General features: G+C 70.0%; 13 protein-coding genes. 6 read left to right on the forward strand and 7 right to left on the reverse strand.

Features of this window, described 5'->3' with window-relative positions; genetic code table 11:
• Positions 1 to 32: 32 nt before the first annotated feature.
• Both DC008_RS25785 and DC008_RS25790 read left to right on the forward strand, forming a co-directional pair.
• Positions 33 to 251, forward strand: coding sequence for a hypothetical protein (locus tag DC008_RS25785; protein WP_108708982.1), 219 nt, complete (start codon positions 33 to 35; stop codon positions 249 to 251).
• Between the two features lie 281 nt (positions 252 to 532).
• Positions 533 to 958, forward strand: coding sequence for a hypothetical protein (locus DC008_RS25790; protein WP_108708983.1), 426 nt, complete (start codon positions 533 to 535; stop codon positions 956 to 958).
• Between the two features lie 60 nt (positions 959 to 1,018).
• Here DC008_RS25790 and DC008_RS25795 read toward each other — a convergent pair whose 3' ends face one another.
• The 7 genes from DC008_RS25795 to eccCa form a co-directional block, all read right to left on the reverse strand.
• Positions 1,019 to 3,211, reverse strand: coding sequence for an SUKH-4 family immunity protein (locus DC008_RS25795; protein ID WP_108708984.1), 2,193 nt, complete (start codon positions 3,209 to 3,211; stop codon positions 1,019 to 1,021).
• Positions 3,212 to 3,589: 378 nt separating this feature from the next.
• The gene (locus tag DC008_RS25800) at positions 3,590 to 5,572 is read right to left on the reverse strand and encodes an SUKH-4 family immunity protein (RefSeq protein WP_164492379.1); all 1,983 of its coding nucleotides are present in this window, start codon (positions 5,570 to 5,572) and stop codon (positions 3,590 to 3,592) included.
• A gap of 858 nt (positions 5,573 to 6,430) precedes the next feature.
• Positions 6,431 to 7,762, reverse strand: coding sequence for an SUKH-4 family immunity protein (locus tag DC008_RS25810; protein WP_108708987.1), 1,332 nt, complete (start codon positions 7,760 to 7,762; stop codon positions 6,431 to 6,433).
• Positions 7,763 to 7,852: 90 nt separating this feature from the next.
• Positions 7,853 to 9,814, reverse strand: a complete 1,962-nt coding sequence (locus DC008_RS25815) for a hypothetical protein (protein ID WP_108708988.1) — start codon at positions 9,812 to 9,814, stop codon at positions 7,853 to 7,855.
• 123 nt (positions 9,815 to 9,937) lie between these two features.
• Complete coding sequence (locus DC008_RS25820; RefSeq protein WP_055623182.1) at positions 9,938 to 10,258, reverse strand: DUF397 domain-containing protein; 321 nt, start codon at positions 10,256 to 10,258, stop codon at positions 9,938 to 9,940.
• Positions 10,259 to 10,389: 131 nt separating this feature from the next.
• Positions 10,390 to 10,776: a hypothetical protein gene (locus DC008_RS35500; protein ID WP_164492380.1), complete on the reverse strand. Its 387-nt coding sequence runs from the start codon at positions 10,774 to 10,776 to the stop codon at positions 10,390 to 10,392.
• Between the two features lie 149 nt (positions 10,777 to 10,925).
• The gene (gene eccCa, locus DC008_RS25830) at positions 10,926 to 14,870 is read right to left on the reverse strand and encodes a type VII secretion protein EccCa (protein WP_108708989.1); all 3,945 of its coding nucleotides are present in this window, start codon (positions 14,868 to 14,870) and stop codon (positions 10,926 to 10,928) included.
• 266 nt (positions 14,871 to 15,136) lie between these two features.
• On the opposite strand from eccCa, the gene eccD reads away from it, so the two are divergent.
• The 4 genes from eccD to DC008_RS25850 all read left to right on the forward strand — a co-directional run bounded on the left by eccD (position 15,137) and on the right by DC008_RS25850 (position 21,012).
• Positions 15,137 to 16,594, forward strand: a complete 1,458-nt coding sequence (gene eccD, locus DC008_RS25835) for a type VII secretion integral membrane protein EccD (protein ID WP_108708990.1) — start codon at positions 15,137 to 15,139, stop codon at positions 16,592 to 16,594.
• A 196-nt stretch (positions 16,595 to 16,790) separates the two neighbouring features.
• A complete protein-coding gene (gene rpsO, locus DC008_RS25840) occupies positions 16,791 to 17,078 on the forward strand; it encodes a 30S ribosomal protein S15 (protein WP_030046008.1) in 288 nt (95 codons plus the stop codon).
• 338 nt (positions 17,079 to 17,416) lie between these two features.
• Positions 17,417 to 19,636: a polyribonucleotide nucleotidyltransferase gene (locus DC008_RS25845; RefSeq protein ID WP_108708991.1), complete on the forward strand. Its 2,220-nt coding sequence runs from the start codon at positions 17,417 to 17,419 to the stop codon at positions 19,634 to 19,636.
• On the forward strand, positions 19,633 to 21,012 hold the full coding sequence (locus DC008_RS25850; protein WP_108708992.1) for a M16 family metallopeptidase: 1,380 nt from the start codon (positions 19,633 to 19,635) through the stop codon (positions 21,010 to 21,012). Before DC008_RS25845 ends, DC008_RS25850 begins: the two co-directional genes overlap by 4 nt.
• Positions 21,013 to 21,026: the final 14 nt, after the last annotated feature.

Here is a 21,026-nt window from a genome sequence, read left to right on the forward strand (position 1 = left end):
CACAGCAGGCGCGGAGCGCTCGTGGCGGGCTGATGGCCATAGGCGCGCTGGTAGCGGTGGCCTGTCTCTTCGCGATCATCGGGCGCCTCAACGGCGGTACGGAGGCGGGCGCCTGGACCGTGGCGTACGCGATCGGACTCGCGTCCGCCACCCCGGGCGTGGAACTGGCCCGGCGCGGACGCACCCGCTGGGCCCTCATGGCGACGGTCATGGGAGCGGTCGGCGCGACCCTGGGCAACGCGCTGCCCTGACCGACCGCCGCGCGGCCGCATCGTCTGTGGTGATGGGCGTACGCCTGCCGCCCCGCCCTGCCCTGCCTCGCCTCGTGTCGTGAGATTGCTGTGCCTGCTTGTAAGGCTGTTGTGGAAGGTCGTACGGCTGCCCGCGGCGGTGGCCGTACGGTGGGGGTGGCTACTGCAGCCATGCGGTCACACGGAACGTCCCGTACGTCATCACGAGATACTGCGGGAGCCGACGAGCGGCGAGCCTATGAGCCGATGAGCCGACGACCGGAACAGCGAGGAGACGCGACATGGCACGGCAGCCTGACAACCCTTCCGACCCGCAGGGTGCTTCGCCCGAGCGCGGCGTGCTCGACGAGGCCCTCGAGCCCGAGCAGGTCAAGTCCCTGAACTCCGCGCTGCGCAAGCTGTCGCAGACGGACAACGTGAGCAAGGACCTCCAGGAGGCCGCCAAGCGGATGCTGTCCGGACGCCTGGCCCTGCGGGACGCCCTGGACGACCCGGCGTTCGCCCGGGCCTTCGGCAGCGGGGGACTGGCATCCCTGCGCGGCCAGTGGGAGTCCCTGCCCGAGGAGGAGCGCGACCGCCTCAGGCACGGCGAGCCCTTGCAGGGTGACGCCGATGCCGGGCAGAAGGACGCTCAGGGCAAGCCTTCGGAGCCGGAGGGGAAGAAGCCTGGGGGTGGCCGGCACAGCGGTGGTTTCTCGCTGTACTGATGGCCGCCCCGTAGGCCCGTCACGGGGGACGTCTCTCCAGCGGCTCAGTTGCCTGGATGCTTACAGGTAGTAGAACTCGTCGGTTTCTGTGACGTGTCCCCAGTTGCGGGTGGCTGCGGCGGCGGGGTCGATGCCTGCGATCCAGGTTTTGAGTTCTTCGATGAGGTCGTCTCCGTCGAGGGCGCCGCCTGTGACGTAGGCCTGCATGTATTTCCATTGCTGGCAGACCATGGCGGTGAACTGGGCGAGGCTGGTGCCGGCGAGGGGGTCGCCGGGGCGGTCGCCGTCGACTGCGTTCGGGCGGGATTGGCGTAGGACGCGGCCGGTGGGGCCGTCGAGGAGGAGGACGCCGCCGATCCAGGTGCCGAGTTCGTAGAACGGGCCGTCTCCGACGGGTGTTTCGAAGTCTTTGGTGCCTCCCCAGGTGTGTTCGGTGAGGCCGGTGCCGACGAGGTTGTGGGTGTTGAGGCTCAGGAAGTTGCTGATTGCGGGGAAGCCCGTTTCGGTGAGGAAACGGCGGGTCGGTTCGTGGGTGAGGCCGGCGGGCAGCTGTTCCTCGGTCAGGAGTGGGGCGTTTTCCGCGTCGAACACGTCGAGTACGAGGTCGCGGGTGGGGCGGCAGACGGCTTCGTCGTACGGGCGTGGGGTGACTTCCCTGTACCAGGTGTCGGTAGGGAGTGCGGGCAGTGGGGTCTCGTCGACGTAGTCCGGGTTGGGTTTGATCGCGTAGATGCCTCGTTTGCCGCCGAGGACGATGAGGTCCCCGGCGCAGGCCACGGCGTTGACCGTGGGGGCTTGGATCACTCGGGGAGCGGAGGCGTCGCCGACGGCTGCCGCGCGGATCAGGTCCCAGGACCTCTCAGCTTCCCAGCGGGCCGGCGTCGAAGGCGTGGGTGGGGCTTCCTCGATGAACGGTCCCTTGGCCCCGTTCATTTCCCCTGTGACCGCGAGGAGTCGGCCGGTGGCGGCGTGCCAGGTCTGCTCGGCCCCGTCCAGGGTGCGGCTGGTCACGGTGGTGCCGTCCGCTGCGGCTTGCAGCTCTTCGACTACGTCGATCTGGGGCAGGAGGGGCCGGACGTGGCCGGGGGCTCGCCAGTGGGTCCACACGGTGCGCCACGGCAGGGGGCCGGCGGCTTCGGTCAGGGCGTCCGCGCGCTCCGTGTCCCCGCGACTGAGTGCCACGAGATGCAGCAAAGAAACCCACTCCGCCTGCGAGGACGGCGCCAGTTCCAGATTGTGGAGATAATACAGCTCGGTGGCGAAACTGTCGGCCGGGATGCTGTGAGGCAAAGCAGCGTGAAACGCTCCGAAAAGGGCGGTATAAGTGCACTTAACCAGTGTGCGGGGATCGGCGAGAAGTTCCTCAAGGCGGCCGGCGGCTGCGGCGTGGGCGGGAAGGGAATGGGCGAGGTAGGAAACGAGTGGGTCGCCTTCTGTGCAAGCGAGCAGGCGTGTCGTGATTGCCTGTTGGAAATCCTGAAAGGTGCTGTCAGGGAGTGCTTTGCGGAATTTTCGGGCATCCCGCTCATGCCCGAACGCAACCGATAGACCGTCCGCCGCATCAACCGTGAGGAAAGCAGATTCCTCGCCGATGGCGCGCAGTTCCGCCCCATCGAGGTCCGTTGCCAGCGCGGCGCAGAGTGCCTGCCACTCCACGAAGCTCACCTGGTGAAGCTCAGACAGGGCCAAGGCTGTCATCGCGATGCGCTGGCGCGCCGGTAGCGACTCGGGGGACAGCTCTACGACGTCGTGGGCGGGGGCGAGCAGGATGGCGTTCCTGTTTCGAGGGCTGAGGTCGCACACCTCGCTATCGATTTCCACCACGAGTTTGATGTTGATTGCCTTGGACAGCCTACTGAACTCATGGACGATTCCCTCGGTGGCCACAGCGACTGGTTCGTGCGTGAATCGGGTTTTCCCGGCCCATTGAGTATTGGTGACAACAACGGTTCTGAGTTCGAAATCCCGGTTGAACACGCGATCCTTCACGAGAGTCGTGAATGTACGCATGCTGCGGACGTTGCCGTATGGCACGCCGATGGCCTGCATCATGCGGTCTGCCACCTCTTCGGTTGAGCAGCCCGTGGCATCGATCAGTACGGCCCCAGTGGTGGCGGAGAACTCTGCCAGAAGTGCAGTCTTTCCGGCTCCCGAGGGCCCGTCGACGTAGACGATGCCCCGCTTGGGCGGAAGATTCGCGAGCTGCGAAGTGATCTGCTCCGAGGCTTCCTCCCGGTTGAGGTGAGAATGCACAGGCAGTGAAATCCTTCCATGATCGGGTCGGAGACCTCGGTGGCTTTTTTTGATCTCGCCGCCCTGGCGTCCGGGCGTCACAGCGACTCCGGGTCGTCCAGGTATCCGCCCTGTGCTGTTTGCCAGCTGAATGATGCGGCGGCTTCTGGGTCGACTTCCTTGGCCCAGGCTTTCACGCTCCAGTGAGCGTCGGTCTTCTCAGCGCTCCCACGCGGAAGCCGCTCAAGGGGACGAGGCGGTACAGGCCGACCAGGGTCGTGAACTGGGCCAGAGTGCCTCCCAGGAGTTCGGTGCCGGCGGCCGAGGCGAGCAGGACGCGGCCGATTCGGCTCTCCAGGCGCTCGCTCGGTGGACACGGGCGAAGGGGAGGGGAATGCTTCAGTCGTTGTCATAGAGGGCATACGTCCAGGCTCGGGAGGCTCCGCCGTCCTCGTCGATCGCGGTCAGCGAGTCCTCGATCTCGTCGCGGACATCCTCGCGTTCCGTGCGGCTCGAGGCCATCGGCAGCAGGCATCGTCCCAGCACGTAGTTCTGCAGCATGGTCACGAACTGTCCCAAGGTCGCGGCCACCTGGGGGTCCGAGTCGTTCTCCTCGCCCTCCGCCGGGAGGCGGAGGACGGTGCCACTGTGGCCGTGGACGACGATACGGCCGTCCAGCCAGGTTCCGAGGTGGTAGTACGACGCACCGGCACCGTCGTCTTCGCCCCACACCTCCTCGGCCGTCAGTTCGGTGAGCCCTTCCTCCGCCACGGCGACGAGACTCATCTCTGCGCCGGTGAAGGCGGGCAGGCCGACCTCGCAGAGAACGTGCCGGGCATCGTCGTCCCGTAGCCCCGGCGGCAACTTCGCCGGATCGAGCCGTTGGACGGCCTGGGGCTCGAACAGGTCTTCGAGAACCGCGCGATCCGGTTCTTCCCAGAAGTCGTGTGCGTTGTTGTCGACCAGCCCGAAGTGGCCGAGCAGTGCCGCGCCGTAGTTCCGCTCCAGCCCCTTGAAGGCTTCGGGTTCGCGCGGGGCGACCATGACCACTCCGCCGATCCCGGCCAGGGCGAAGCCGTCGCCCACTCGCACGACCTCGGTGAACTGGGGGCCGGCCAGACTGCTGCCGACCGCGTTCAGCTCCGACCAGGCCTGTGCCAGTTGGTTGTCCCGACCTCGCGGCCAGAGCGGCTCCGACTGCCCTGGTGCTGGAATCCCGTCGCTCCACGGCCCGGCGATCAGCTCACCCGACTGGGCGTCCCACACTCGTACCCGCCGGTCCCATCGGCCTTTCCCGGCTACGGCGACGCGTCCGCCGACCTCGACCTCGCTGATCTCCGCCACAGGACCGGCGTCGCGGATGTGCCTCGCTCGCCAGCCGTAGGGCGGGCGCCAGTGCGCCCACCGTGTCCGCCACGGCAGCACGATCCCCGAGTGCTCCAACGCTACGGAGGTTCGCGCATCGCCGCGCACGGTGGCCATGAGGTGGAGCCAAGCCGCCCATTCGGGCTGGCTGACCGAACCCACCCCCGCCACCCACAGCGAGGCCGCGTCACCGGCGAGCGTCTCGTTGGGGATCGCTGCGGCCTGCAGATTCGCCGCGTCGAGGAGTGCTGCAGGAGCGATGTGCGCGACCAGACGTCCATCACTCTGCACTTCCTCAAGGCGTTCGGCCTGCAGCGCATGCGCGGGCAGAGCGTGAGCCAGGTAGTGCCCGACGGGTCCGGTGGCCGCCCAACCCTCCGGGGCGGTCAGATGCTCTACGAGGAACAGCAACTCCGTCATCACCCGCGCGTGTATCCGGCGCCTGTCCGAGGCGGGCGTCTCCTCGCGCAGTGCTTCGGCGATCCGCTCGTCCGTGAACCGGACCCGTCCACCGGCGAGTTCGACGATGTCGGGCAGTTCCTGAGCCAGAGCGACCAGGGCGTCCTCATCGCTACGAATACCCGCGGCGGTGGCCCGCACCAACGTCGACCACACCGGGAGTGGTGTCCACCGCGACTCGGCGAAGGCGAGCGCCCGCAGAGCCGGTCGGCTGCGCGCGGCACTGAGGCCAGGGACGGCACCAGCCCATGTCTCCAGGTGAAGGGACAGCCAGTTCCGCTGAGAACCGTCCACCCCTGAACCGGACTCGACGATCACCCTGGCCCCGGCGCGCGTCAGCAGCGGGGCGAGCATGCGCTTGAGGACGCGGCTGTGCTGCGCCGACCGACGCGTGGGCCCGGCCCGATGGGAGTTGGCGATGAGAAGCGGCCTGCTCCCCACCCCCGCCCGCTGGAGCCGCCACGCCCAGTCCACCCGGTGGGGCCACACATCGGGCACCTCAAAGGCGTCGAGGATCTTTCCCAGAACCTCCTCGGCAGTGAGCCCCGTGGCGTCCACCCACGCAGGGTCCGGCAAGGCCTCCCGAAGGCGCAGAAGAACCCCGGTCTTACCGGAGCCGACAGCTCCGGTAAGACTTCCACCGACCGTTCGGGCCCCGGGTCCTGCCACCACGACTGAATCCGGGACACACACTGATCCGCGGACGCGACGGAGCCCGCGGGGGATGCGGAGCCGGTGGGCTCGAGAGCCATGACGTCCTTTCATCGTGTGGGAAGTGCGTGCCGGCCGTGGACCGAGCATGTGGTCGAACGGAAACCCTATTCCCTGCCATAGAAGTCCAGATCTCCGTCGAAGACCTGCTCCCAGTGATCCGCGTCCTCCGTCACCGGGTCGATGTCCTCCGTCCATTGCCGCTGGCTGCGACGCGTCTCCGCGTTCGGTAGTGGAAGGGGCCGGTCAGGAGTGAGTCTGGCTCGGCCGGCCAGGCTTCGGACTGTTCGCGTGCCCGCTCGCGTGTGACTCCCACTCCGCTCCTCGCTACAGCCTTCGCGCCTCCTGATCAGTCGTTGTAGAGGGCGTAGGTCCAGATCTGGGCTCGGGCACCGGCATTTGTCGATGATCCAGTCGGCGTCTTCGATGTGCTGCGGAAGGGGTGCTCTTCTCGTCGCGGTTCTCGATGGTGTTGAGGATGCGGCGGCCGGTGATCCACCAGGTGACCATGGCGAGGAAGCGGTCGAGGTCTGTGGCGACGAGGTACCCGTCGAGGCCGCTTTCGTCGTTGCTGCGTGGTTACCCCTCACCCCACCAGTCGCACACCGGCGCGACCACCTGATCCGGAGCAAGACGATCCTCTTTCCGATGCCGGACCCGAGACCGACATGGCCCCCCTGCACCATGAACGCATCCCGCCACCCCTCAGAACAACCCATGCCACATCTGCTCGACCACCAGCGACCACCACGCGTCCGGGTCCGTCAGCGCCGACGCGTCCACCGCCACCAACTGTTCCTGCAGCACGGCCACTTCGGCGCCCGCCGCCACCGGGTCCAGGCCCCGCATCCGCTGCCGTGCCGTCGCGAGGAGGGCCAGAGAACGGGCGAACGCGGCTGTCGAGACGTTGACGTAGCGGGCCGTCGCGGTGACCGGGTCCACCGCCCAGAGCGCGCCCAGGCCGTCCGGCTGGCCGCTGCCGGGCAGGCACTGCACTGCGATGACCGCGACGCCGTCGAAGCCGATACGGACCAGGTAGGACAGCGCGGCGATCTTCTCCTCGCCGGCCGGGCTGCGCCGTTCGCGCAGGTTGGTCGAGACGTCCGTGAACAGGCCGCCGGCCGGGGGCGCGTCGGGCCGGTCGGCGGTGAAGAAGAGCGGGAGGTCGGCGGGCAGCCCCGCCGAGGTCAGCGTCGACGCGGCGGTCTCCGGCAGCGCGGTGCCCGCGACCTCGTCGGCGGCGTATCGGCGTACGCCCTCCGTGCCGAACACCTCGACGAGATGGCGCCCGAGCTCCTCGTCGGACATCGGCGCGGTCGGCGTCACCTGGGCCGGGACCGGCACCCGGTGCGGGCGGGGCGGCGGCTGCTGGCCGGCGATCCGGTGCATCGTCTCGACCTGCTCGACCAGCGCCGCGATGCCCTCGGCCCGCGTCTCGGCACGGGCCCCGTACGTCTGCGAGCAGGACAGGTGGGCGTTGCGGAAGGTGTTGAGGAGCTCGGCGGTGTAGCCGCCGGGCAGCAGGCTGGGGCGCAGGTCGGTATGGACGGCCAGCACGCTCTCCGCGGGCACCTCCATGCGCCGCAGCTCGGCCCACGCCTGGTACTCGGCCGGGGGCAGCCCCGGGGCGGAGGTGCGGAAGAGGGTGGTCTCCTCACCGTTAGCGGGGTCGGTGTACGTGAACACCGCCGTGTTGCCGGGACCTACTACCGGGCGCGCACCGGCAGCTTCGGGGCCACCGGCGGCACCCGCACCCCCATGCTTCTCCCGGTACATCCGCACGACCTCCTCGACCGGCACCGACGGCCAGACCGTCAGTTCGCCGGTACGGCGGTCCACGACACCGCACGCGTCACCGATCTCGGCGGGCGGCCGCCGCTCCCCGGTCTCCGGGTCGCGCTCGGGCGCCGCGGGTGCCGCCCATACGACCCAGCCCAGGTCGAACTCCTGCATCCGGACCTCGCGGCGCGGCTCCGTCGACCCTTCCGGGTTGAGCCAACGGTCGGCGACGGCGAGCGCCTGCTCCTGGCTGGTCACGGGGAGGCTCCTTCGATGGGTCGATGCACTGGGGATAGCAGAAATGGAAGTAGGGGACGGGGCTGCGTCCGAGGTCGTCGTGTCTGCTGCCTACGAGGCTATCTCCGCGCCCGCCGCCCGGATCCGGAGGGCCTTCGCCCCCCGCTCCGTCGCCACGAGCAGGATGCCGTCGGGGGACAGGTCGGCCGCGGTGAAGGGCGTGTCCGAGATCAGCGCGGCCACCACCTCCTGGTCCGCCCGGTTCCAGACCCGCAGATAGTCCCCGCCACGGCTCAGCCCGAGCGGTGCGGCGGCACGTTCCTCCTCGGACGGGCGGACGATCCGCCCGAGGTCGGCGTCGTCCAGCAGACCCGGCTGCACGAGGCCGTGGACCAGCGCCGCCGGTCCGGACTCCCCGCCCTCCGCACCGGCCGCCCCGACCGGCCGTGCACCAGGCGTCCCCGGCGGTACGACCAGCACGGCGACCGGCGTGGCCGCCGCCCCCTCCGTGCCGGGCAGCGTGCCCACCGTCACCGCGCTCACGCCCGCCACCGGCAGGCTCCACAGCGTCTGCCAGGGCAGTTCCAGACCGAGCCGCTCGCGAATGGCCTCGGCGTACTCGGGCAGCCCGTCCTCGACGAACGCCGTCTCCAGGAAGGCGGCCCGCAGCTCGGCGGGCGCCTGCGTGCGGGTCAGCAGGGGAGCCGTCCGCAGATACGTCCGGGCCGGTGCGCCCAGCTGCTCCAGCGGTACGGCCTCGACGGCGGCCCGCAGCGGCACCGGATCGGCGTGCACGAACAGGCCCGGGTCGGTCAGGAGTTGGGGCAGCAACCCCGCCTCCAGCGTGTGGCCGGCGATGTGGTCGCGGACGTACGGGTCGGCCTTGCCCCAGTCCTGCTCCGGCACGGCCTCCAGCAGGGACATCGCGATCTGCGTCTGGGCGGCGGCGACGTTCGGCAGCCCGGCGCGGATCTCCTCGGCGAGCGCCGGATGCAGCAAGCGCAACAACGTGCGCCCCTCGTCAGCCTCACCCCCTCCCTCGGACCCCGTCTCCTGGGACTCCGGCTGCACGAACGGCCCCGCCAGCAGCAGACCCCCCGCGATCGCCGGACTCATGTCGTGCCCGGCGACAGCGCTCGCCAGCCGGGCCCACAGCTGGACGGGTATCCCCTCCGCCTCGGCCAGCGCCAGCGGCGCCAGCAGCATCCGCAGCGTCTGCGAGTCGGTGCCGAGCCGCCTGGCGTGCAGATCCAGCGCCGCGCCGACCGACGTCGGCAGGAACCGTTCGTCGGCCGGGTCGAACCCCTCTGGGGCCATGAGGACGCAGTTGACGGCGAGTTGGACGACCAGCGGGCTGCCCCCCCGCCGCCCGATCGCCGCCCCCAGGGCCAGACGCATGGCCGGGTCCACGGTGAACGGCAGCTCCGGTGCGCCGAACTCCGGGTTCAGCGCGGCCTGCGCGAAGCGCACGAGGACGTCCGGATCGGCCCACTCCGGCTCGTCGAGGTCGATGATCTGCGCGGTGCCCGGCGGCAGACCCTGCACCAGCTCGGCGGCGAGCGGACGCGGCACCTCCGCCATCAGCCGTACGGTCTCCGTGGCGGCCAGCGGGGCCAGCACCTCCCGTACGAGGCGGGCCGGTTCGTCGGCGGCCCGCACCGGGCCCGCCCGGTCGACGTCCGGGACGACGACGGTCACCGGCTCCTCCAGAGCGGCCAGTTCGGCGTACACGCCCTCGACACCGGTGGCCCGCAGCCCGAAGTGGTCGGCGATCAGCCACAGGACCTGGGCGGCGGTCAGCCCCTCGGCGCTCGGCACCGCGGGCGGCGGCAGCTCCGGCGGCACCGTCGACGGGTCCATCGCGTCCAGCGGAAGCCGCTTGCGGTACTCCGGCTCGCACAGCATCAGGAACCCGGTGAGCAGTCGCGAACGCCCGCTGCCCGCGTCCCCGGTGAGCACCACCACGCGCGGAGCGCCCGGCGCCGCCGCCCGCCACGCGGCGAGCGCGCGCAACGCCGCCGTACGGCCGCCTATGTGGGGGTGCGGTGCGTAGTCCTCGGTCGTGCCGGTCATGGATCCCCGTCCTCCGCCGTCGCGGACGCAATCGATACGGCCCCGATCTTAGGCGCCGGACGGAGGACGAACAGGAGGGCGGGGTCAGACGAGGAGGGGCACCCAGCCCGCGTACCCGCCCCGCTACTCGCCCGCCACCGCCCCGCCGCCCCCCGGCGCCGGCTCCAGGTCGAACTCGCCGTCCCGTGCGCCCAGGACGAACGCCCGCCACTCCGCCTCGGTGTAGCGCAGCACCGTCCCGGGGTCCAGGGAGGACCGCATCGCCACCGCGCCGTTCGGCAGATACGCGATCTCCACGCGCTCCTCGTCCTGCTCGGTGCCGGGCGCGCAGTGCCACTCGACGCCGGAGATGTCCAGGGCGTACAGCTCGTCCCGCTCCCGATCCTTGCGCGCCTTGGTGTCCTCGGCCTCGGTACCGGCCTCGTTGTTGCGTGCCTCGGTCATGCCGCTGGGCCTCTTCCTGACGTGCGAACGACGTACGGCCCTCACCCTACTGACGCCAGGGGTCCCCCACATGGCGGTCGCGCGGGCGTCCCCCGGGGGAGTGGTCCGGCGTGAAAGGCGCCGGTCCGGAGTCAGTTCGAGGGCCGTGTGTGCAGCTGCCCCTGCGCCACCCCCGACGGCACCTTCACCTGGCCGTCGTAGTCGGCCATCGTGTCGCGCCAGATGGCGTCCTGGTCGGCCTCGTTCTTCTCGTGAGCCAGGCCCATCTTCGTGAAGGCGACGCCCATCCCGGCGATGCGCTCCGAGAGGCTGCCCATCGACTCGTACATGCCGTCGCGCAGGCCCTCGTAGACGACGCCGAACTTCTCGCCGATGTCGTCGTCGCCCCAGGGCGGGGTGTCGCCCTTCTCCAGCGCGGTCAGGCCGGTCTGGAGCTCCTTCACGGCCTTGGCGAAGTCCACGCCGACGCTGAACATCGTGTAGCCCTCGCTCTTGAGGACCGCGGGATCGGAGTCCATGTAGTCCGATGACACAACTGCCCCCCGTGGCTCGGCATTTCTGTCCCACCGCCACCATAACCGGGGCCCCGGCCACAGACCCAGCCCCCGGGACGCCGGAGGGGCGGCACCCCATCGGGTACCGCCCCACACAAAAGAACCGACAGCGCTCAGAACCGGTTCGGCAGCCACCCCGTCTGGATCAACTGCCCACCCCGCCGACGCGTATGGAAGTACCCACGCCCCGGCGGCAGCTGCGTCGCCGTGATGTTGCCGAGGAGCGCGCCCTCGGACCGGTCGCCGGAGAGCACGACACCCTGGGCGCCGAGTTCCCGCATCCGCTGCATCACCGGCTCGTACAGCGACCGGCTGGCACCGCCCGACGCCCGCGCGATGATCACGCGCAGACCGATGTCCCGGGCGAACGGCAGGTACTCCAGCAGGGGCGCCAGCGGGTTCACGCCGGTCGCCACCAGGTCGTAGTCGTCGACGATGACGAACGCGTCCGGGCTGCTGTACCAGCTGCGGTTGCGCAGCTGCTCGGGCGTGACGTCCGGGCCGGGCATCCGGCGGTGCATCGAGCCGGCCAGGCCCTCCAGCGTCTCCGTCAGGGCCGGCGCCGCCGCGCAGTAGCGCGACAGGTGCGACTCGGGCACGCCCTCCAGGTGGGCGCGCCGGTAGTCACCCATGACGATCTTCGCCTGCTCCGGCGTGTACCGCTCGGTGATCTGCTTGATGAGCAGCCGCAGCATCGCGGACTTACCGGACTCGCTCTCACCGAACACGATGAACAGCGGGTCGGTCTCGAAGTCGACGAAGACCGGCGACAGCGACGACTCGTCGATACCGATGGCGACACCGCGGTCCGGGTGCTCGAAGCCCTTGGGCAGCCGGTCCGCCGGCATCATCGTGGGCAGCAGGCGCACCGCCGGGGCGTGGCTGCCCTGCCAGTTCTCGTTGATGCCGCCGATGAGGATGGACGTGGCCTCGGACAGGTCGTCGGTCTCCGAGGAGCCGTCGACGCGCGGCAGACCCGCCATGAAGTGCAGCTTGTCCTGGGTGAGACCGCGGCCGGGCACGGTCGCCGGGACGTTCTGCGCGACCTTGCGGTCGATCTCGGACTCGGTCGGGTCGCCGAGCCGCAGCTCGATGCGGTTCTGGAGCATGTCCTTCAGCGCGGGCCGGACCTCGGTGTAGCGGCTCGCGGTGAGGACGACGTGCACGCCGAAGCCGAGGCCGCGCGTGGCGATCTCGGTGACGGACGACTCCAGCTGCTCGTAGTCCGTCTTGAACGTGGCCCAGCCGTCGATGACCAGGAACACGTCGCCCCAGGGCTGGTCGGGCAGCTGGCCCGACGCCCGGCGCTGACGGAACGTGGCGATCGAGTCGACGTTGTGGGCACGGAAGTACTCCTCGCGGGCGTTGAGGATGCCCTCGACCTCGCTGACCGTACGGCGCACCTTCTCGGCGTCCAGACGGTTGGCCACGCCGCCGACGTGCGCCAGGTCCTCCATCGAGATCAGACCGCCACCACCGAAGTCCAGGCAGTAGAACTGCACTTCGGACGGTGTGTGGGTGAGCGCGAACGACGAGATCAGCGTGCGCAGCAGCGTCGACTTGCCGGACTGCGGGCCACCCACGAACAGACCGTGACCGGCACCGCCGGAGAAGTCCCGGTACAGCACGTCACGCCGCTGCTCGAACGGCTTGTCGACGAGGCCGACCGGGACGTTGAGGCGGCCGAGGGCCGTGTAGTCCGGCGCGGTCAGACCGCGGTCCTGGGTGACGGCGAGCTGCGGGAGCAGCTGCTCCAGCGACGGCGCCTCCTCCAGCGGGGGCAGCCACACCTGGTGGGCGGGCGGACCCTGGTTGATCATGCGGCTGACGAGGACGTCGAGGACGGTGTCGGCGAGGGCGTCGTCGACCCGGTTGTCGGGCTCCGGCTCCTCGACGACCGGCTGCGGTGGCAGCGCCACCTGCTCGGCGGTGAACAGCGCGGGCCGCAGCTGCGTCGAACGGCTCACCCGGGACGGGCCCTCGCCGTGGTACGGACCCGACACGTACGCGGCCTTGAAGCGGACCATGGTGTCGGTGTCGTAGCGCAGATAGCCCGAGCCGGGGATCGACGGCAGGTGGTAGGCGTCCGGCACACCGATCGCCGTACGGGACTCGGCGGCGGAGAACGTCCGCAGACCGATCCGGTACGACAGATAGGTGTCCAGGCCGCGCAGCTTGCCCTCCTCCAGGCGCTGGGACGCCAGGAGCAGGTGGATGCCCAGGGACCGGCCGATACGGCCGATCTGGATGAACATGTCGATGAAGTCGGGCTTGGCGGTGAGGAGTTCGGAGAACTCGTCGAGCACGATCACGAGCGAGGCCATCGGCTCGAGGGCGGCGCCCGCGGCCCGCGCCTTCTCGTAGTCGTGCAGGTTGGCGTAGTTGCCCGCCGAGCGCAGCAGCTCCTGGCGGCGCTGCGTCTCACCCATGATCGAGTCGCGCATACGGTCGACCAGCGTGAGGTCGTCGGCCAGGTTGGTGATGACGGCCGCGGTGTGCGGCATGTCCGCCATACCGGCGAAGGTGGCGCCACCCTTGAAGTCCGCGAGGATGAAGTTCAGCGTCTCCGAGGAGTGCGTCACCGCGAGACCGAGCACCAGGGTGCGCAGCACCTCGGACTTACCGGAACCGGTGGCGCCGACGCACAGGCCGTGCGGGCCCATGCCCTCCTGGGAGGCCTCCTTGAGGTCCAGCATGACCGGCTCGCCGTTCTCGCCGACACCGATCGGCACCCGCAGCCGCTCGTGCAGCGTGCGCGGCCGCCAGGTGCGGGAGACGTCGACCGTGCCGGCGTCGCCGATGCCCATCAGGTCGGTGAAGTCCAGGTTGGACAGGAGGGGTTCGCCCTCTTCCGCCGAGCCGACCCGGAACGGGGCGAGCTGACGCGCCAGGGACTCGGCCTGCGCCACGTTGAGGATGTCCGGCCTGCCGGTGTACGCCGACTCGTGGCCGACGAACAGCCGCATCCGCTCCGGCTTCACATACGCCGTGAGGCCGGCCCGCAGCTCCTCCTCCAGCTCACGGGGGGCGATCTCCAGGAAGGTGACGCCCTGCAGGCCCTCGCTGCTGGCCAGCTCGGAGTCCGGGGGCACGGTGCCGCCGTCCAGGATCACGATCAGGTGCGGCTGGTCGTAGACCGGGTTCGCCTCGCGGTTCCAGCGCGGCCGGTCGTCCAGCTGGTCGGCCAGCGCGTCCTCCAGCTCACCGAGGTCGTCGAAGAGGAGCCGGGCCGAGCCCGCGCCGTCCTTCGCCTTCGGGTGCTGGCTGTGCGGCAGCCACTTGATCCAGTCCCACTCCGCCGCCGAGGACGGATGCGCCACGACGGCGATCATCATGTCCTCGGGCGAGTGCAGCGTCGCCAACTGGGCCAGGGCCGCACGGGCGTTGCCGTAGACCGTCTCGGTCTCGCCGCAGACCGTCACGTGGTAGAAGGCGCGCAGCGACACCGCGACCGGCAGGTCGGACAGGCTGCCGTGCGCGTCGAGGAACGCCTTCATGGCGGCCGCCGTCAGCGGCTCCAGCTCCTCCTTCGGCGCCGTCTCGGGCGCCACCAGCGGGGTGTTGAGCTGCTGGACACCGCGACCGATGCGCACGGAGGCGAAGTCGCCGTCGGTCGGGCGACGCTCCCACAGACGCCGGCTGTCGGCCGCCACCGCCCACAGCTGCTCCGGGTCCGGATGCTGGAACAGCTGGCTCTTGCGCTGCAGTTCGGCCGTCTTGTGCACGTCCTTGCGGACCTGCTCCAGATAGCGGAAGTAGTCACGCCGGTCCTGCGCCATGCCCGCGCCGCCGCCCTGGCGGGACTTGGCGAACTGGGCTATGGCCATGGCCACCGTCGAGGCCAGCATCAGACCACCGACCACCCTCATGTACGAGGGCAGGTTGGGCATGAAGAAGAAGCCGACCGAACCCAGCATGCCCATCATGGGCAGCAGGTTCATCAGCATGCTCTCGTCGCCCTCGCGCGGAATCTCGGGCGGCGTCTCGAGTTTGACCTCGCCGTCCGGGACGGCCGGGGGCACTGTCCGCGGTGGTCGTTTGATGATGACGACGCTCACCGATGCACTCATCCTTCGCGATTGATACGTCCTGGCATTGACGCCCCCGTGTACCGCGACGTTCTGTTCGCGTAGGCGTCGTTCGCGTAGGCGTCGATCCTACTGATGCGGGCCGGGCCCCCGGGAGCCAGGAGGATGGAGATGCGGCGCAGGTCCTGGGAGGAATGCGGGAGGTGCCCCCTGAGGCGGGTGCCACAACGGATAGGGTGGCCAACCGCGTCGTACGAGCGACGCGAAGAAGCCTTGTCTAGCAGGGGGAACACCAGGTGAGCACGGGGACTTCGACAGGTTTCTGCCGAATCACCATCGCAGCACCGGACAGCCGTGTCGACGTCGCGCTGCCCGAGGACCTGCCGATCCAGGACCTCTTTCCCGAGATCGTGAGGCTCTCGGGCCTGGTCCAGGCGGACGCCGGCCCGTCGGGTTACCACCTCGTGACCCGCGAGGGCCAGGTGCTCGACGCCAGCCGTTCGTTGCTGGAGCACCGGGTCAGGGACGGTGAGGTGCTGCTGCTGCGCACCTTCGCGGACTCGCTGCCGCCGGCCGTGCACGACGACGTGGTCGACGCCATCGCCGCCGCGGTCAAGCAGGACCTGCGCAGCTGGAACGACAACCTGATGCGGCTCGCCGGTCTCGTCGCCGGGTCCCTGCTGCTGGTCATGCTCGGCTTCGTGTTCTGGTTCGCCGACCCGGTCCGGCACGACATGCACGGACTGCAGGGCATCCTCGCCGGCGTCACCGCGATCGCCCTGACCGCCCTCGCCGGCGTCCGGGCCCGGGTCTACGACGACCGGGGCTCCGCCGTCGCCCTCGGCATCTCGGCGCTGCCGCACGCGCTGATCGCCGGCTCCGGCGCCATCCCGCAGGACGCGGGGGAGGGCCCCGGACGCATCCAGTTCCTGGTCGGCTGTGTCGCCGTCCTCCTGGTCTCCGTCGTCCTGATCATGCTGCTGCCGCAGGGCGACGCCCCGTTCGTGGCCGCCGCCCTCGCCTCCGCGATCGGCACGCTCGCCGTCTTCTGCGGGGTGCTCACCGAGGCCGAGCCGCGCGAGATCGCCGCCGGCACCGCCGTCGTCGCCCTGGCCGTCGTCGGCTTCCTGCCCGGCTGGTCCGCCCGCTTCGCCAAGCTCCCCATCGGCTTCCGCAACCCCGAGGACCTGGCCCGCGCCCGCCGCGAGGGCCGCGACGGCGACCTGGAGGCCGTCGACGTCCAGCGGATCGTCGCCCAGACCAGCCGCGGCCACGAACTGCTGCTCGGCCTCGTCGGCGGCTGCGCCGCGGTCATCGTCGGCTCGGCCGGCGCCGTGCTCGGCTTCAGCGCCAGCGGCTGGGCCCAGCTGCTCGCCCTGTGCACCGGCCTGGCCGCCATGCTGCGCGCCCGGCTCTTCCGCTACACCGCACAGGTCACCTGCCTGTTCGTGGCCGGCATCGTCACCCTCGCCCTGCTGGTCCTCGGCCTCGCGATCTCCCCGCCGGCCGACATCATCATGGACCTGCTCCAGGGCAACTCCGGACCGGTCGACGTGCGCACCCTGTGGCTCGGCGCCTCCGTCGGCGCCGGTGTGCTGCTGCTCATCGCGATCGCCCTGATCGTCCCGCAGAAGGGGCTGTCCCCCTTCTGGGGCCGCATGCTCGACCTCGCCGACTCCCTGGTGCTGCTCTCCCTGGTGCCGATCTGCCTCGCCGTCCTCGACGTGTACGCCGAGGTCCGCGGCGGATTCTGACGCCGTTCCCGCCGGGGCGGCCCCCGTCCGGGGTGTGCCCCGGTGCTGGTACGCTGTGTGACGGCCGTTTGTGTACGCGCCCCCGGTCCACCTGGGGGCAGCGCCCAGCGGATCCCCGCCTCCCGAGTCACGGAAGCTCCCCTGAGATGCAGACCAGGGGCACTCGGTGGCAACAGAAGACACCCAAGGAGTACGCGTGCCGCTCGACGCCGCTACGAAGAAGCAGATCATCAGCGAGTTCGGCCAGAAGGAGGGCGACACCGGCTCCCCCGAGGTCCAGGTCGCCATGCTCTCCCGTCGGATCTCCGACCTGACCGAGCACCTCAAGACCCACAAGCACGACCACCACTCCCGTCGTGGTCTGCTGATCCTGGTCGGTCAGCGTCGCCGCCTTCTGCAGTACCTGGCCAAGAAGGACATCCAGCGCTTCCGTACGCTGGTCGACCGCCTCGGCATCCGCCGCGGTGCGGCGGGCGCCAAGTAGGACGCCATGAGGGGAGCGGTTCCCGTGAATCGGGGGCCGCTCCCTTTGCCGTACATGCGGGAAACCGCCCGCACGTGCGGAAACATGCGGACTGTCACTCACGCTTTGTAGTGTGGTAGCACAACGCATGACGTGGAACACGGAACGATGTGGTCCACAGCACGAGGAGAAGCGCGCGTAGCCGCCGCCGGTCCTCGGTAGTGGCCCCCGGGGGAAGCGATCCCCGGGTGCTTCGATCGAAGACCGGCCCGCACCGCACGGAGCGCTTCTCCGCCACCGTCCCCCTGCCACACGGGCAGCCGGCGGACGAAAGACGACAAGTAACGGAGAAAACGCTAGTGGAGAACGAGACCCACTACGCCGAGGCCGTCATCGACAACGGCTCCTTCGGCACCCGCACCATCCGCTTCGAGACGGGCCGCCTGGCCAAGCAGGCCGCCGGCTCCGCCGTGGCGTACCTGGACGACGACACCATGGTGCTGTCGGCCACCACCGCCTCCAAGAACCCCAAGGACCAGCTCGACTTCTTCCCCCTCACGGTGGACGTCGAGGAGCGGATGTACGCGGCCGGCAAGATCCCCGGCAGCTTCTTCCGCCGTGAGGGCCGCCCCTCCGAGGACGCCATCCTCACCTGCCGCCTGATCGACCGCCCGCTGCGCCCCTCCTTCAAGAAGGGCCTGCGCAACGAGATCCAGGTCGTCGCCACGATCATGGCGCTCAACCCCGACCACCTGTACGACGTCGTGGCGATCAACGCCGCGTCCGCGTCGACGCAGCTGGCCGGCCTGCCCTTCTCCGGCCCGATCGGCGGCGTCCGCGTCGCGCTGATCAACGGCCAGTGGGTCGCGTTCCCCACGCACACCGAGCTCGAGGACGCCGTCTTCGACATGGTCGTCGCGGGCCGCACCCTGGAGGACGGCGACGTCGCGATCATGATGGTCGAGGCCGAGGCCACCGACAGGACCATCCAGCTGGTCAAGGGCGGCGCCGAGGCGCCGACCGAGGAGGTCGTCGCCGCCGGTCTGGAAGCCGCGAAGCCCTTCATCAAGGTCCTGTGCAAGGCCCAGGCCGACCTCGCCGCCAAGGCCGCCAAGCCGACCGGCGAGTTCCCGATCTTCCTGGACTACCAGGACGACGTCCTCGAGGCCCTCACCGCCGCCGTGAAGCCGGAGCTCGCCTCCGCGCTGACCATCGCCGGCAAGCAGGAGCGCGAGGCCGAGCTGGACCGCGTCAAGGCGCTCGCCGCCGAGAAGCTCCTCCCGGAGTTCGAGGGCCGCGAGAAGGAGATCTCCGCCGCGTACCGCTCGCTGACCAAGACCCTGGTCCGTGAGCGCGTCATCAAGGAGAAGAAGCGCATCGACGGCCGCGGCGTCACGGACATCCGTACGCTCGCCGCCGAGGTCGAGGCCATCCCGCGCGTGCACGGCTCCGCGGTGTTCGAGCGTGGCGAGACCCAGATCCTGGGCGTCACCACCCTCAACATGCTCCGCATGGAGCAGCAGCTGGACACCCTCTCCCCGGTGACCCGCAAGCGCTACATGCACAACTACAACTTCCCGCCGTACTCCACCGGCGAGACCGGCCGCGTCGGCTCCCCGAAGCGCCGCGAGATCGGTCACGGCGCCCTCGCCGAGCGCGCCCTGATCCCGGTCCTGCCGACCCGCGAGGAGTTCCCCTACGCGATCCGCCAGGTCTCCGAGGCGCTGAGCTCCAACGGCTCGACGTCCATGGGCTCGGTCTGCGCCTCCACCATGTCGCTGCTGAACGCCGGTGTGCCGCTGAAGGCCCCCGTCGCCGGTATCGCCATGGGCCTGATCTCCCAGGAGATCGAGGGCGAGACGCACTACGTCACCCTCACCGACATCCTCGGTGCGGAGGACGCCTTCGGCGACATGGACTTCAAGGTCGCCGGCACCAAGGAGTTCGTGACCGCCCTCCAGCTCGACACCAAGCTGGACGGCATCCCGGCCTCCGTCCTGGCCGCCGCTCTGAAGCAGGCCCGTGACGCCCGCCTCCACATCCTCGACGTGATGATGGAAGCGATCGACACGCCGGACGAGATGTCCCCGAACGCGCCGCGGATCATCACCGTGAAGATCCCCGTCGACAAGATCGGTGAGGTCATCGGCCCCAAGGGCAAGATGATCAACCAGATCCAGGAGGACACCGGCGCCGAGATCACGATCGAGGACGACGGCACCATCTACATCGGTGCCGCCGACGGCCCGGCCGCCGAGGCCGCCCGCGCCACGATCAACGGCATCGCCAACCCGACGATGCCCGAGGTCGGCGAGCGCTACCTGGGCACCGTCGTGAAGACGACGACCTTCGGCGCGTTCGTCTCGCTGCTGCCCGGCAAGGACGGTCTGCTGCACATCTCGCAGATCCGCAAGCTCGCCGGCGGCAAGCGCGTGGAGAACGTCGAGGACGTCGTCGGCGTGGGCCAGAAGGTCCAGGTCGAGATCGCCGAGATCGACTCCCGCGGCAAGCTCTCCCTCATCCCCGTGATCGAGGGCGAAGAGGACTCCGCCGACCAGAAGGACGACGCCGACAAGTGACGTCGATCAGCTCCACGACGACGGCCCGCACCTCCTCGGAGGCGCGGGCCGTCGCCCGTACCCAAACCCTGATCAAGGGCCGCAACGGCATCGGCACGGTCCGCAAGACCACCCTCCCCGGCGGCCTGCGCATCGTCACCGAGACCCTGCCCTCGGTGCGCTCCGCGACCTTCGGCATCTGGGCCCACGTCGGCTCCCGCGACGAGACGCCCACGCTGAACGGCGCCACTCACTATCTGGAACACCTGCTGTTCAAGGGCACCGACCGCAGGTCCGCCCTGGACATCTCGGCCGCGATCGACGCGGTCGGCGGCGAGATGAACGCCTTCACGGCCAAGGAGTACACGTGCTACTACGCACGCGTGCTCGACGCCGACCTGCCGCTCGCCATCGACGTCGTCTGCGACATGCTGACGGGCTCGCTGATCCGTGAGGAGGACGTCGACGTCGAGCGCGGCGCCATCCTCGAAGAGATCGCGATGACCGAGGACGACCCGGGCGACTGTGTGCACGACCTGTTCGCGCACACCATGTTCGGCGACAACCCCCTCGGCCGCCCCGTCCTCGGCACCGTCGACACGGTCAACGCGCTCACCGCGGACCGCATACGGCGCTTCTACAGGAAGCACTACGACCCGACACACCTGGTCGTGGCCGCCGCGGGCAACGTCGACCACCAGAAGGTCGTCCGGCAGGTCCGCGCCGCGTTCGAGAAGGCGGGCGCCTTCAAGGACCCGGCCGCCACCCCCGTCGCCCCGCGCGACGGACGGCGGTCCATCCGGGCGGCCGGCCGCGTCGAACTGGTCGGCCGCAAGACCGAGCAGGCCCATGTCGTCCTCGGCATGCCCGGCCTGGCCCGCACCGACGAGCGCCGCTGGGCGCTCGGCGTCCTCAACACCGCCCTCGGCGGCGGCATGTCCTCCCGGCTCTTCCAGGAGGTCCGCGAGAAGCGCGGCCTGGCCTACAGCGTGTACTCGTACACCTCCGGCTTCGCCGACTGCGGACTGTTCGGGGTGTACGCGGGCTGTCGGCCCTCGCAGGTCCACGACGTGCTGAAGATCTGCCGGGACGAGCTCGACCAGGTCGCCGAGCACGGTCTGTCCGACGACGAGATCGACCGCGCCATCGGCCAGCTCCGCGGCTCCACGGTCCTCGGCCTGGAGGACACCGGCGCGCTGATGAACCGTATCGGCAAGAGCGAGCTGTGCTGGGGCGAGCAGATGTCCGTCGACGACATGCTGTCCCACATCGCGGCCGTGACCCCCGACGACGTGCGCGCGGTCGCCCGCGACATCCTGGGCGTACGGCCCTCGCCGTCGGTCATCGGCCCGCTGAAGGACAAGCAGGCGGCCCGGCTGCACGACGCCGTCGCCTGACCATCCCCCGGTTG

This window comes from Streptomyces nigra (assembly GCF_003074055.1).
GTDB lineage: Bacteria > Actinomycetota > Actinomycetes > Streptomycetales > Streptomycetaceae > Streptomyces > Streptomyces nigra.